Origin of the sequence: Methylotenera mobilis 13 (genome assembly GCF_000384255.1) — a bacterium.
In the GTDB taxonomy this organism is placed as follows: domain Bacteria; phylum Pseudomonadota; class Gammaproteobacteria; order Burkholderiales; family Methylophilaceae; genus Methylotenera; species Methylotenera mobilis_B.
Window position 1 is genome coordinate 2,394,259 of the sequence record NZ_KB913035.1, and the last position, 13,475, is coordinate 2,407,733.

Genomic DNA, 13,475 nt, shown 5'->3' on the forward strand with positions numbered 1-13,475 from the left:
AGACTTGATGTCTGCATCCAAAACAAAATCCAATACTGTCGCTAGCGATGAAGGCACTCTTGAACCTACGCTTAGCTTTGAACAAGCGTTTAGCGAGTTAGAAAACATCGTGGCGCAAATGGAATCTGGGCAGATGCCGCTAGAAGCTTCACTAGAAGCTTATAAACGCGGCAATTCACTGCTAACGTTCTGTCAACAATCCCTTGCTGATGTTGAGCAGCAAGTAAAAATACTGAACGAGCGCCAACAACTTGTTACGTTCAATGAAAACAATGACTGACGCCAACATGACAGACAAGTCGACGACTGACTTTTTAATATGGGTAAAAGATAAACAAGACCATATTGAAATGGTACTTGATGAAGTGTTGCCTAGTGAGACAAGTGCTCCAGAAAAACTACATGAGGCGATGCGTTACAGCATACTTGGCGGAGGTAAGCGCGTTAGAGCCCTACTCTGCTATGCAGCAGCAGAGCTATGCGCGACAACGGCAACTGCAGCTGATGCGGCGGCCTGTGCTGTAGAAATGATTCATGCATACTCATTAGTACATGACGATATGCCTTGTATGGATAATGACGACTTGCGCCGCGGCAAACCTAGTTGCCACAAACAATATGATGACGCTACCGCACTACTAGTTGGTGACGCTTTACAAAGTCTGGCATTCGACGTGCTATCCACGCCTACACTTTGTGAAAATGCAAATCAACAAATATCAATGCTCAACATTTTAGCAAAAGCATCAGGCTCATCAGGTATGGCAGGTGGTCAAGCCATTGATTTAGCATCGATTGGCAAGTCATTGACACAAACTGAATTAGAAACTATGCATCAGTTGAAAACAGGTGCACTCATTCAAGCAGCTACATTACTGGGTGCTTCAGGCGGCTCGCACGAGCAAATGTCTGCTGTGATGTCTTATGCAGAACATATAGGCCTCGCCTTTCAAGTCGTAGATGATATTCTAGATGTTGAGGCAGACACTAACACGCTAGGAAAAACAGCTGGTAAAGATGCAGAGAGCAGCAAACCTACCTATGTCACCATTCTAGGTTTAGATCTAGCAAAAGAATTGGCGGATCAACTTTATCAAACAGCAATTTCAGCATTAATACCATTTGGTGAAGATGCAAAACGTCTGCGCGAGCTAGCTGGTTTTATTCTACATCGTAGCTTTTAACATTAACTATTATTTGAATTAACAACACTCTGCTCGTGACTCCACTATTAAATACGATTAACTACCCTGAACAATTGCGACTACTAGAACGTAGGGAATTGGCTCAGCTCGCGCAAGAGTTACGTTTATTTTTGGTGGATAGTGTCGCTAAAACAGGTGGGCATTTAGCATCTAATCTTGGCGTAGTTGAGCTCACCATTGCATTGCACTATGTATTTAACACGCCGGAAGATAAGCTAGTTTGGGATGTTGGGCATCAAACTTACCCACATAAAATACTGACCGGGCGTCGCGAAGCTATGCAAAATTTACGCATGCCTCAAGGTATTGCAGGCTTTCCAAGACGCAACGAAAGTGAATATGACACTTTTGGTACGGGACATTCCAGCACATCAATTTCTGCAGCATTAGGCATGGCCGTTGCCGCACAAAAAGCAGGCAGCGAGAGACGTGCTGTCGCTATCATCGGTGATGGGGCAATGACTGCTGGCATGGCCTTCGAAGCGCTGAATAACGCCGGAAACATGAATGCCAACCTGCTAGTTGTACTCAACGATAACGACATGAGCATTTCTAACAATGTCGGTGCACTGAACAACTATCTAGCCAAATTACTGTCCAGCCGCTTCTATGGCACAGTGAGAAAATCTGGTAAAAAAGTCTTATCAGCATTACCTCCAATGATGGAGTTTGCAAAGCGAGCAGAAGAACATGTAAAGGGCATGGTCACCCCTGGCACTTTGTTTGAAGAGTTTGGCTTCAACTACATCGGACCAATTGATGGTCATGATATAGATACGCTTATTGACACTTTACACAATATTAAACAGCTCAGCGGACCTCAGTTCTTGCACATTGTGACGCAAAAAGGTAAGGGATTTGAGCCGGCTGAAGAGAATCCAAATAAATTCCATGGCGTAGGTAAGTTTGATCCATTTAATGGCAACGCTATCAGTGCAAAATCAGCAAAGTCTTACACAGAGGTTTTTGGTGACTGGCTTGTTGACATGGCAAGCGCTGACGAAAGACTTATCGGCATCACGCCAGCAATGTGCGATGGTTCTGGCTTAAATGCTTTTGCCAATAAATTCCCTGAGCGTTACTATGATGTAGGTATTGCAGAACAGCACGCACTTACATTTGCCGCAGGGATGGCTTGTGATGGATTAAAACCGGTTGTCGCTATTTACAGTACTTTTTTACAACGCGCTTATGATCAATTGATTCATGATATTGCATTACAAAACTTACCCGTATTATTAGCGATTGATCGCGCTGGTCTGGTTGGTGCAGACGGCCCTACGCATGCTGGTAGCTTTGATTTAACGTATATGCGCTGCATTCCCAACATGGTAGTCATGACCCCAAGTGATGAGCACGAATGCCGACAAATGCTCACAACAGGGTTTCTTCACAACGGAGTAGCCGCAGTACGCTACCCTAGAGGCAGTGGTACTGGGGCAGAAGTGAGTGGCACACTTGAGCCGATAGAAATTGGTAAAGGCATCATCGTACGTCGAGGTGAAAAAGTGGCAATTCTAGCGTTCGGCTCAATGCTTGCGCCTGCTTTAGAAGCTGCTGAAACACTCAATGCCACCGTCGCTAATATGCGTTTTGTTAAGCCAATTGACTCAGCACTAATCGCAGAGATTGCACAAAAATATACTGTTATTGTCACCATAGAAGAAAATTGCATTATGGGAGGCGCCGGTTCTGCTACGATGGAAGCGCTGCAACTTATACAAACCAATATCCCTCATGCGATTAAAACACTGTGTCTTGGCTTACCAGACCAATTTATAGAACATGGTGTACATGAAACTATGCTTGCTGATTGCGGTCTAGATGGTAAAGGAATAGTTTCTGCAATTGCGAAGCTAATAACCTAGTGATATACTCAACTAATATTTGTAAAATTTAAGAAAATATACATGGATCAGACTACGCATAAAACCCCGATTGAAGACGTACAAAACACGGTAGATACCCGCCATTTGGCCATTGATAAAGTTGGTATTAAGGCGATTCGCCATCCAGTTGTTGTAAAAGACAAAACTGGTGGTGATCAGCATACTGTTGCCATGTTTAACATGTATGTACATTTACCACAGCAGTTCAAGGGCACGCACATGTCTCGTTTTGTTGAAATTCTCAACATGAATGAGCACGCAATTTCTGTAGAGTCTTTTGAAACCATTCTACGTGAAATGGTAAAACGACTTGAAGCGGAATCTGGTCATATTGAAATGACATTCCCTTACTTTGTGAACAAAGCAGCACCAATTTCTGGTGTAAAAAGTTTATTAGACTATGAAGTCACTTTTATTGGTGAGATTCATCATGGAAAATTTGAAATCACGGTAAAGGTATTGGTACCTGTAACGAGTTTATGTCCATGTAGCAAAAAAATCTCTAGTTATGGTGCCCATAACCAGCGCTCACATGTGACAGTAACCGCACTCATTAATGACTTTATTTGGATAGAAGATATTATCGACTTAGTAGAGAAGCAGGCATCATGTGAGCTTTATGGACTACTGAAACGTCCGGATGAGAAATATGTTACTGAGCGCGCTTACGATAATCCTAAATTTGTTGAGGACATGGTACGTGATGTTGCCGCTCAACTAAACGCAGAGAAACGCATTATTGCCTACACTGTTGAATCAGAGAACTTTGAATCTATTCATAACCATTCAGCATACGCATTAATCGAAAAAGACAAGCGTCAAAATTAAGAAATAAAAAAGCCACTTAAGTTAAGTGGCTTTTTTTTATAAACGCCAACTTTTGTTAGTATTTAATGACAAAAATTTAAATGTTTACTCTATTGTTCAGTACTTTTTAGTTAATGTCATGGCAATATCATGACGCTTCATTTCCATTCTATTTAATGCACTCATTCCCATAAGAACGACTGAAGGTGATCCGCCTTCTAAAACACTTCCCTCAACCTGACTCAATGTAATGTTACCTATCTTTAAAGTTGCAATTGTCACACGATACGCTGTGACAACCCCATTAGCTGTTCCAACTAAGACAGGCTCACCTTTTTTATAATCAATATTAGCAAATTTAGCGTCGCCACTATTAAGTGCGACAGTGGTTGCTCCAGTATCAATTAAGAACTTTAGTGGTGCGCCGTTAATTTTACATTCAGAAATAAAATGTCCCTGTGGATTAGCGTATAACGTCACACTAGGGTTACTACTAGCTGAAGCATCCCCAACTGAAGCTGCCTGCCCCATGCTTAATTTTTTTATCTTACCTTCAATTAAGAGCGTCGCAGAGCTACTATCTGCGGCTATTAATTTGACACCGTCAACCGTCTGTCCAGCACTCAAGGTTCTGGGTTTAGCATCATTTATGATCATCACAGCTTTACCGCTAAATAAACCTACAATATTCACTTTCGTATTTGCTGTTGCAACACCCGACAATAAACACAAAGAAATGGTGAATGTAAGAAATAAAGATCGATGTGGTCGCACAGATGGCATTATTTGAACATTCCTTGTTGAGCTGGATGTTGCTGAGTAAGATTTAAACCCCATGCTATCACAACCAGACCTAATAACGGGAAAACAGCTGCAAGCATAAAAGTTTGCTGCCCACCCAAATATTGCAAAGCATAACCACCAGCAACACCACCCACTGTACCGCCGACACCATATGCCACACTATTGTAAATGGCCTGACCTTTTGCTTGATGTCGTCCATTAAAAAATTGCGTTATCACTTCAACTGAAGCAGCATGAAAACTACCAAATGTAGCAGCGTGTAAAGTTTGTGCCAAAATAAGCAACCACAAGCTATCCACAGCAACGCCAATCAGAGCGAAGCGAATCACAGCCAATACCAAGCTGACGAGTAAGATTACTTTTAAAGTGAATCTCCTCAAAATCTTAGGCATTAACATAAAAATAAGAATTTCACAGATGACGCCTATCGCCCACAGCAAACCAATCATGCCCTTGGTGTAACCATGTTCACTCAGATAAATAGAATAGAAGTTATAAAGTACACCATGTGCGGTCACCATTAAGGAACAACCAACCAACAATGCAACCACATTAGGTTGTCGTATTACTTGCCAAATTGAGAAATGATCATGTGGATGTGCGGCAAGCTTTGGCTCTGGCAATGAGTAAGTGAGGGAAAATAACATCACTTGGACTGCGAGTAAAAACCACAGCAAACTGGAGATACCAGCATAGTCTATTAAAAAACCTAACACTACTGCCGCCACAATAAACCCTGAGGACCCCCACATACGAATACGGCTGTAGTGTCCATTGGTAGTAGCAAGATGCGCTAAGGTAAGCGACTCTGCCAATGGCAAAGTAGAACTGGTAAATAAACTCAATGCGGCCATCACTAAGAACATCCAGAAAAAACCATGCGCCCAAAACACGGCCACAAAGCCGCACAGTCCTAAAAATGCAGTGAGCTTGATCCAAGGGGTGCGCTTACCTGTGTGGTCAGCAAGCCAGCCCCAAAAATTAGGTGCAAAAATGCGGCTAATTTGGAATAAAGACATCAATATTCCAATATCAGTTGCTGAAAACGCTTCAGATTTTAAATACAACCCCCAATATGGAACAAATGCCCCCACAAAGAAGTAATAGATAAAATAGAATCGTGATAATCGATAATGTAACGCTGAATGCATATGGGTATCATACCGATAAAAAAAGTCGGCCAAGGCCGACTTTGAAATTAATATTTATTTCCGAGTAATCACGAAAAATTTAGATAATTTTAGGGGTATTACACAAGACATCTGCATTTTGCCCACGATTACGTAGCACATGGTCCATCAACACCATGGCCAACATTGCTTCCACAATAGGGGTTGCTCGCACACCAACACATGGATCATGACGTCCAGTCGTTTGCATCGTCACAGCATTTCCGCTTTTATCAATTGAACGGCGCTCTTGTGGAATACTAGAAGTTGGTTTTAGTGCCACATTCACGCGAACTTCTTGGCCAGTAGAAATGCCACCCAAAATACCACCCGCATGATTCGTCACAAACCCTTGCGGCGTCATTTCATCAGAATGCACACTACCTCGCTGCGCGATGCTAGAAAAGCCAGCACCAATCTCAACGCCTTTTACCGCATTAATACTCATCATGGCATATGCAATTTCAGCATCTAATCGATCGAAAATCGGCTCACCTAGACCTACAGGTACATTTTCTGCAACAACAGTAATCTTTGCGCCTACAGAATCACGCTCCGCACGGATTTTATCTAAATAAGTTTCCAGTTCTGGCAAGATGGTTGTATTAGGCGAGAAAAACGGATTGCTATTCACCACATCCCAATTTTCAAATGGAATGTTAATTTCACCTAACTGGCTCATATATCCGCGCACGACTACACCAAAACGCTCTTTTAACCATTTTTTTGCAATTGCTCCAGCAGCGACACGCACTGCGGTTTCACGCGCGCTCGAGCGACCGCCACCTCGATAATCACGTACGCCATATTTTTGCGTATAAGTATAGTCTGCATGCCCTGGACGAAATGTATCCATGATTTTACTGTAGTCTTGGCTACGCTGATCTGTATTGCGAATCAGCAAACCAATCGGCGCACCAGTGGTTTTTCCCTCAAAGATACCAGACAGAATTTCAATAGAATCTGCTTCTTGGCGTTGCGTCACATGGCGTGAGGTACCTGGCTTGCGACGATCCAAATCGATTTGCAAATCTTCAGCACATAAAGCCAACCCTGGTGGGCAGCCATCTACGACCCCACCAATTGCTGCACCATGCGACTCACCGAATGATGTAAAGGTAAAAAGTTTGCCAAGTGTATTGCCAGACATGATACGACCTCAATTAAAGTTAGGTGATTTTAACATACCCAAGCAACATGTTAAGGACGCCTCTAAAAATTCAAATGCCGAAGCCAGGCAAGGCACGAGCAAAAAATTGCGACGCCGCATATGCCTGATAGGTAAAGAGTAATTTTTTGTGAGCAATGCCGCTTAGCAACGGAAGTTAGATTTTGGAGGTGTCATTAATTAGCCAAGCCTTTAATCCATTGTTGATACACCTGATTCGCCACTTTATTCAGAAAAAAGCAATGCAATGGTAAAGTTTGCTGAATGACATCAGGGCGCTGAACCGCTGGACTATCCAAAGCAGACGCGATTTCATCTGCGCCAACAATACACCACTCGCTTACCATGTCTGCGGTCATTTCTATATGACATTGCAACGCTAGATGTTTACCAATGGCATAAGCTTGATTCTCACAAAATGGGCTCGCTAACAAATGCACAGCACCCGATGGCAAACTAAATGTTTCGCCATGCCAATGAAAAGCATTAAAACTCTCTAACTCGCCAAACCAATTTTGAGCAGTATTATTTTGACTTACTTTAACTTCACCCCAACCAATCTCTTTGATTACGTTTTTGCTAACTTCAGCCCCCAAAGCTTTACTCATTAGCTGAGCACCTAAACAATGCCCCAATACAGGAACATCGGCATCCACAGCTTGCCTAATCAAATCAAGCACAGCTGCAATCCAAGGTAAATCATCATTGACACTCATTGGGCCACCCATCAGCACCATGCCACTATAAGCATCAATTGAAGTGGGGACAGCATCCCCTTCATCAATCTTAATTAAACACCAAGGTATCTCTTGCTCATCTAAGAATTCAGAGAAGTAACCTGGACCTTCACTGCTAAAGTGACGAAAAATAATCACTGGTTTCATGCTTCTAGTACCTTATATTGTCCAATATCAATTCCATCTATTGTATAACGCCCTATTGCATATCGGACCAACCGCAGTGTTGGGAAACCAATTTTCGCAGTCATCCGCCTTACTTGACGATTTTTACCTTCTGAAATTTTAATTTGTAGCCAAGTCGTCGGTATCGCCTTACGTTCTCGAATAGGTGGATTGCGTAACCACAAACCTTCGGGCTCATCTATGACCGCCACCGTTGCTGGTAATGTCACAAAATCACCCAAATCAACCCCTCGCCTAAGCGGTTGCAAATCATCGTCGGATGGCGCACCCTCCACTTGTACCCAGTAAGTTTTAATTTCTTTATGTTTCGGATGACTTAAACGATGTTGCAATGCCCCATCATCGGTTAAAATAAGCAAACCTTCACTATCAGTATCTAAACGCCCAGCTACATATACATCAGGGATTGGAATAAAGTCTTTTAACGTGGCGTGTTTATTATCAGGATTCGGCGAGTCATGCGGGCTAAATTGGCACACGACGTTAAATGGTTTATTAAATAAAATTATCATCTTAGGAAATTGTGAATGACTTCGAAAATTATCAAACCTAGCACAGGCGAAAAAATATCTGTTAACGCAGACAATACGCTAAACGTACCCAACAACCCCATTATCCCATTTATTGAGGGTGATGGCATAGGTGTAGATATCACCCCGCCTATGATTAAAGTTGTAGATGCCGCAGTAAATAAAGCTTATGCAGGCACTCGTAAAATTTCTTGGATGGAAGTCTTTGCCGGTGAAAAAGCTGTCAACGTATATGGCAAAGATAAAGAAGGTAAAGATACGTGGTTGCCTAGTGAAACGATGCAAGCTGTGCGTGACTATGTAGTATCGATTAAGGGTCCATTAACGACCCCAGTTGGTGGGGGCATTCGCTCACTCAATGTATCGCTACGCCAAGAACTTGACCTTTATGTATGCTTACGTCCAGTGCAATACTTCACAGGGGTACCTAGCCCAGTCAAACATCCTGAAAAAACCGACATGGTGATCTTCCGTGAGAACACAGAAGACATCTACGCGGGTATTGAGTGGGCAGCGGGCACAGATGAAGTAGAGAAGGTCATCAACTTTCTGAGCGATATGGGCATGCGAAAAAAAATTCGCTTCCCTGAGTCATCTGCCATTGGTATCAAGCCAGTATCAGTCGATGGTAGCCAACGCTTAGTGCGCAAAGCAATTCAATACGCGATTGATAACAACCGTAAATCAGTGACCATTGCCCATAAAGGCAATATTATGAAGTTTACAGAGGGAGGCTTCAGAGATTGGGGTTATGAAGTTGCGAAGCAAGAGTTTGGCGCAGTTGAAATTGATGGTGGTCCATGGTGCAAATTGCCGAACGGTATTGTCATCAAGGATTGCATTGCTGATGCATTCTTACAAGAAATTTTATTGCATCCACAAGACTATGATGTGGTTGCCACGCTTAACCTAAACGGCGACTACATGAGCGATGCCTTGGCAGCACAAGTAGGCGGTATTGGGATTGCACCAGGCGCTAATCTTAGTGATACGGTTGCAATGTTTGAGGCAACGCATGGTACTGCACCAAAAATTGCTGGAAAAAACATCGCCAACCCAAGCTCGTTGATACTTTCTGCTGAGATGATGCTTCGTCATTTAGGATGGACAGAAGCCGCAGACTTAGTGCTGAAAGGTGTTGCAAATGCAATTATCAGCAAACGTGTGACTAGTGACTTCTCAAGCCAAATGGATGGTGCCACACAAGTAGGCACCACTGAATTTGGTGACGAAATTATTGCAAATATGCAATAACTGATTTTAAATCTGAAAATAAAAAAGGCTCTATATGTGTTAACGCATATAGAGCCTTTTGAGCATTGGGGACCAGATGTAGGCTAACCCAAATTTAGTTTGGATAAAACTTAAGCTTTCTGAATATTTGAAGCTTGTTTACCTTTTGGGCCTTCAGTTAAATCAAAACTTACACGTTGGCCTTCTTTTAGGCTTTTATAACCTGATTCTACAATCGCTGAGAAGTGTGCGAATAAATCATCACCACCATCATCAGGTGTAATAAAACCAAAACCTTTAGAATCATTAAACCATTTTACGGTACCTGTTGCCATTTCATACATCCTTACATATTACAAAGGGGGGCGCCCCAAAAAGTTTGCCTCAAGAACAGAAGTCGCAGTAACTAAATTAAAGCAAGCTGCAAAAAACTCGAATTCAAACACCTAAGCATATTTATATGTTGCTTTTTCTGACATGTCAAGTAGTTTTTAACATACCCCTATACGGATGACTGTCTGAATACGTTAGACTCATCGTTTTAATTAAAAGATTTATAAAACGAGTGAATTTTCATGATAAAAGACGTAAAGTCTTTACAAAAAAAAACGTAAAGTGCATTATTGGTCTGAATTAATTAACAGAAATTGCTAGTAAGCTCATTTAACCACGACAATCAATATGGCAACTGCAACCTCACAAACAAAACTAAGTGGTCTAGCAAGAACATTAATTCAAGAAAAACTGCTTTCTGAGGATGAAGCGAGGGCGGTAGAAACTCAAGCCTCCATCGCAAATGCTTCATTTATTTCGCAACTTATTCAAAGTAAAAAACTGAGTGCCTTAAGTATTGCTGAGACCTCAGCTAAAGCGTTTGGATTTCCTTACTTTAACCTTGATTCATTTAATCCAGACTATCTGCCTGCAAAACAAATTGATAGCAAACTGGCAATTAGTAATCGTGTTATAGGTCTACAAGCACGCAATAACGTACTTTATGTAGCTATCTCAGATCCCACCAACATCCTCGCATTAGATAGTGTTCAATTCCAAATGGGCATGAACATTTCACCAATTGTAGTAGAAGACGACAAACTCGGCCGCTGGATAGATAAAGTCATTCAATCAAAAGATACTAGCCTGAAGTCGCTTGATGTTGGACACGACGATGATTTCGGCTTTAATGACGACAATGCGCATGTAGTTGAAGACGAACAGGTAGAAAGTGAAGTTGATGATGCACCTGTCGTACGCTTTCTTAATAAAATGTTGTTAGATGCGATTAACATGGGCGCATCTGATCTACATTTTGAACCGTATGAAAAATTTTACCGCGTGCGTTATCGGGTTGATGGCGCACTTCGCGAAATTAGCCAACCTCCTCTTGCCATTAAGGAAAAGTTGGCATCTCGTATCAAAGTAATTTCAAGCATGGATATCTCTGAAAAACGTATCCCGCAAGATGGCCGCATGAAGCTAGTCTTATCAAAAACACGCACCATTGATTTCCGTGTTAGCACCTTACCCTTAATTCATGGGGAAAAAATTGTGATGCGGATTCTAGACCCGGCTAGCGCATCACTCGGTATTGAGGCGTTAGGCTATGAACCCATTCAAAAAGAGCGTCTGCTTAATGCGGTCAGTAGGCCTTATGGTTTAGTACTGGTGACTGGCCCAACGGGGTCGGGTAAAACAGTTTCACTCTATACGTGTTTAAATATCTTAAACAAACCAGATGTCAACATTTCAACTGCGGAGGATCCATGTGAGATTCCACTTGCAGGCATCAACCAGGTGAACGTGAATGACAAGCAAGGACTGACATTTGCGGCTGCATTAAAGTCTTTCCTGAGGCAAGATCCTGACATCATCATGATTGGTGAAATTCGTGACCTAGAAACAGCAGATATGGCAATTAAGGCTGCATCTACTGGACATATGGTACTTTCTACGCTACATACGAACGATGCACCATCTACATTAACTCGTTTGTTGAATATGGGCGTTGCACCATTTAATATCGCATCAGCAGTTTCTCTTATTACCGCACAACGCTTGGCTAGACGCTTGTGCAAGAATTGTAAAACACCTATCAACATCCCTAAAGAAGCACTATTGAGCGTTGGTTTTATTGAAGAGGACTTTAATGAACCTTGGCAGCTTTATGGGCACAATCCAGATGGCTGTGAACTCTGCAATGGTGGTTATAAAGGCCGTGTAGGGATTTATCAAGTCATGCCCGTGACAGACGCTATTAGCCGAATTATCATGAAAAATGGTACAGCTCACGATATTGCTGACCAAGCAAGACTGGATGGGGTGAATGATTTGCGCCGTTCCGGCATACTGAAGGTAATACAAGGCTTAACTTCAATAGAAGAAGTCGAGGCATGTACTAATGAATAACACTTTGAAATACACTCATACAACAGCAAGATACTCAGGGAATAATTATGGCAGCTAATCCTAAGGCCACAAAAGAAGTTATTTATTCTTGGGTAGGTAAAGATAAAAAAGGCAAAATCATTAAAGGTGAAATGAAAGCCTCTGGAGAGTCTTTCGTGAGTGCCACGCTACGCCGACAAGGGGTTACTGTCACTAAGATTAAGAAACAAAGTGGATTTAGTAGTGCAGGCAAAGTGTCTGATAAAGATGTAACGTTATTCACACGCCAACTTGCTACCATGATGAAATCAGGCGTTCCCTTATTGCAGACTTTTGATATTGTAGGCAAAGGCCATAGTAACCCTGCTGTATCTAAACTGTTAAGTGATATTAAATCTGATGTAGAAACGGGTAGCAGCCTGAGTGCGGCATTCCGGAAGTATCCATTGTACTTTGATGCACTTTTTTGCAATTTAATTAGTGCGGGTGAGCAAGCTGGTATTTTAGATACGCTACTTGACAGGCTTGCTACCTATAAAGAAAAAATTCTTGCCATTAAATCAAAGATTAAATCAGCGCTTTTCTACCCTGTCTCCATTCTTGTTGTTGCGTTTATCATTACTGCTGTGATTATGATTTTTGTGATTCCGGCATTTAAAGAGTTATTTACTAGTTTTGGTGCTGATCTTCCAACGCCAACTATCGTAGTGATGGCAATGTCCGATATCTTTGTAGAGTGGTGGTGGGCAATTTTTGGCTCGATTGGGTTTGGAGTGTGGTTCTTTTTCTACACATGGAAGCGCTCTGTTTCTTTTCAGGCTACTATGGATAGATTATTGCTAAAAATACCAGTGTTCGGTGATTTAGTTCGTAAAGCAACAATTGCTAGATTTGCACGTACAATGGCGACCATGTTTGCTGCTGGCGTACCATTAGTCGAAGCATTGGATTCGGTAGCAGGAGCATCTGGCAATCGAGTCTATTACGATGCGACAAAAAGAATTCAAAGCGAAATCAGCACAGGAACAAGCTTAACGGTTGCAATGCAAAACACTGATGTCTTCCCTAATATGGTGCTACAAATGACTGCGATTGGTGAAGAGTCAGGAGCGTTGGACTCTATGTTGAGTAAAGTTGCTGACTTCTATGAAGGTGAAGTGGACGATGCCGTAGAAGCGCTATCGAGCTTGATGGAACCTATTATTATGGTCGTACTAGGCGTATTAATCGGCGGTTTGGTTATTGCAATGTACTTACCAATATTCAAACTTGGCCAGATTGTGGGCTAGCTATTAGAGCAAATCATTCTTAACTCTTAAGTAACAAGTTTAATTTAGGTATTAAAAGAGATAACTAATATCT

Annotated in this window: 13 protein-coding genes; 7 read left to right on the plus strand and 6 right to left on the minus strand. The window is 42.0% G+C overall.

The annotated features are described in order from the left end of the window. The first annotated feature begins 7 nt into the window (after positions 1–7). Genes A391_RS0111345 through folE2 form a run of 4 tightly spaced genes read left to right on the plus strand, consistent with a single transcriptional unit; the run spans position 8 to position 3,922 of the window. Complete coding sequence (locus A391_RS0111345) at positions 8–280, plus strand: exodeoxyribonuclease VII small subunit (RefSeq protein WP_019899439.1); 273 nt, start codon at positions 8–10, stop codon at positions 278–280. Beyond that, positions 273–1,184, plus strand: a complete 912-nt coding sequence (locus A391_RS0111350) for a polyprenyl synthetase family protein (RefSeq protein WP_157261357.1) — start codon at positions 273–275, stop codon at positions 1,182–1,184. Before A391_RS0111345 ends, A391_RS0111350 begins: the two co-directional genes overlap by 8 nt. Positions 1,185–1,219: 35 nt before the next feature. After that, positions 1,220–3,073, plus strand: a complete 1,854-nt coding sequence (gene dxs, locus A391_RS0111355) for a 1-deoxy-D-xylulose-5-phosphate synthase (protein ID WP_019899441.1) — start codon at positions 1,220–1,222, stop codon at positions 3,071–3,073. A gap of 42 nt (positions 3,074–3,115) precedes the next feature. Next, a complete protein-coding gene (folE2, locus tag A391_RS0111360; RefSeq protein ID WP_019899443.1) occupies positions 3,116–3,922 on the plus strand; it encodes a GTP cyclohydrolase FolE2 in 807 nt (268 codons plus the stop codon). 96 nt (positions 3,923–4,018) lie between these two features. Here the strand turns inward: folE2 and A391_RS0111365 are convergent, their stop codons facing one another. From A391_RS0111365 to A391_RS0111390, 5 genes are all read right to left on the minus strand, one after another. Beyond that, entirely contained in the window at positions 4,019–4,684 is a 666-nt protein-coding gene (locus tag A391_RS0111365) for a retropepsin-like aspartic protease family protein (protein ID WP_019899445.1), read from the minus strand. Continuing rightward, on the minus strand, positions 4,684–5,856 hold the full coding sequence (locus A391_RS0111370) for an MFS transporter (protein ID WP_019899447.1): 1,173 nt from the start codon (positions 5,854–5,856) through the stop codon (positions 4,684–4,686). The genes A391_RS0111365 and A391_RS0111370 overlap by 1 nt, the downstream gene beginning before the upstream one ends. 79 nt (positions 5,857–5,935) lie before the next feature. After that, positions 5,936–7,024: a chorismate synthase gene (aroC, locus tag A391_RS0111375; protein WP_019899449.1), complete on the minus strand. Its 1,089-nt coding sequence runs from the start codon at positions 7,022–7,024 to the stop codon at positions 5,936–5,938. A 194-nt stretch (positions 7,025–7,218) separates the two neighbouring features. Then, on the minus strand, positions 7,219–7,926 hold the full coding sequence (locus A391_RS0111385; protein WP_019899451.1) for a type 1 glutamine amidotransferase: 708 nt from the start codon (positions 7,924–7,926) through the stop codon (positions 7,219–7,221). Then, the gene (locus tag A391_RS0111390; protein ID WP_019899452.1) at positions 7,923–8,477 is read right to left on the minus strand and encodes a pseudouridine synthase; all 555 of its coding nucleotides are present in this window, start codon (positions 8,475–8,477) and stop codon (positions 7,923–7,925) included. The genes A391_RS0111385 and A391_RS0111390 overlap by 4 nt, the downstream gene beginning before the upstream one ends. A gap of 15 nt (positions 8,478–8,492) precedes the next feature. On the opposite strand from A391_RS0111390, the gene icd reads away from it, so the two are divergent. Next, positions 8,493–9,749: an NADP-dependent isocitrate dehydrogenase gene (gene icd, locus A391_RS0111395; RefSeq protein ID WP_019899453.1), complete on the plus strand. Its 1,257-nt coding sequence runs from the start codon at positions 8,493–8,495 to the stop codon at positions 9,747–9,749. A 110-nt stretch (positions 9,750–9,859) separates the two neighbouring features. Here icd and A391_RS0111400 read toward each other — a convergent pair whose 3' ends face one another. Then, positions 9,860–10,063: a cold-shock protein gene (locus A391_RS0111400; RefSeq protein ID WP_015831543.1), complete on the minus strand. Its 204-nt coding sequence runs from the start codon at positions 10,061–10,063 to the stop codon at positions 9,860–9,862. Positions 10,064–10,409: 346 nt separating this feature from the next. On the opposite strand from A391_RS0111400, the gene pilB reads away from it, so the two are divergent. Continuing rightward, a complete protein-coding gene (gene pilB, locus A391_RS0111405) occupies positions 10,410–12,134 on the plus strand; it encodes a type IV-A pilus assembly ATPase PilB (protein WP_019899456.1) in 1,725 nt (574 codons plus the stop codon). 47 nt (positions 12,135–12,181) lie between these two features. Beyond that, on the plus strand, positions 12,182–13,402 hold the full coding sequence (locus A391_RS0111410) for a type II secretion system F family protein (protein ID WP_019899457.1): 1,221 nt from the start codon (positions 12,182–12,184) through the stop codon (positions 13,400–13,402). Positions 13,403–13,475: the final 73 nt, after the last annotated feature.

Bases quoted from the DNA above. Each gene is read 5' to 3' on its own strand.
- A391_RS0111345 (WP_019899439.1), top strand. From the start codon at position 8: ATGTCTGCATCCAAAACAAAATCCAATACTGTCGCTAGCGATGAAGGC.
- A391_RS0111350 (WP_157261357.1), top strand. From the start codon at position 273: ATGACTGACGCCAACATGACAGACAAGTCGACGACTGACTTTTTAATA.
- folE2 (WP_019899443.1), top strand. From the start codon at position 3,116: ATGGATCAGACTACGCATAAAACCCCGATTGAAGACGTACAAAACACG.
- A391_RS0111365 (WP_019899445.1), bottom strand. From the start codon at position 4,684: ATGCCATCTGTGCGACCACATCGATCTTTATTTCTTACATTCACCATT.
- A391_RS0111370 (WP_019899447.1), bottom strand. From the start codon at position 5,856: ATGCATTCAGCGTTACATTATCGATTATCACGATTCTATTTTATCTAT.
- aroC (WP_019899449.1), bottom strand. From the start codon at position 7,024: ATGTCTGGCAATACACTTGGCAAACTTTTTACCTTTACATCATTCGGT.
- A391_RS0111385 (WP_019899451.1), bottom strand. From the start codon at position 7,926: ATGAAACCAGTGATTATTTTTCGTCACTTTAGCAGTGAAGGTCCAGGT.
- A391_RS0111390 (WP_019899452.1), bottom strand. From the start codon at position 8,477: ATGATAATTTTATTTAATAAACCATTTAACGTCGTGTGCCAATTTAGC.
- icd (WP_019899453.1), top strand. From the start codon at position 8,493: ATGACTTCGAAAATTATCAAACCTAGCACAGGCGAAAAAATATCTGTT.
- A391_RS0111400 (WP_015831543.1), bottom strand. From the start codon at position 10,063: ATGGCAACAGGTACCGTAAAATGGTTTAATGATTCTAAAGGTTTTGGT.
- pilB (WP_019899456.1), top strand. From the start codon at position 10,410: ATGGCAACTGCAACCTCACAAACAAAACTAAGTGGTCTAGCAAGAACA.
- A391_RS0111410 (WP_019899457.1), top strand. From the start codon at position 12,182: ATGGCAGCTAATCCTAAGGCCACAAAAGAAGTTATTTATTCTTGGGTA.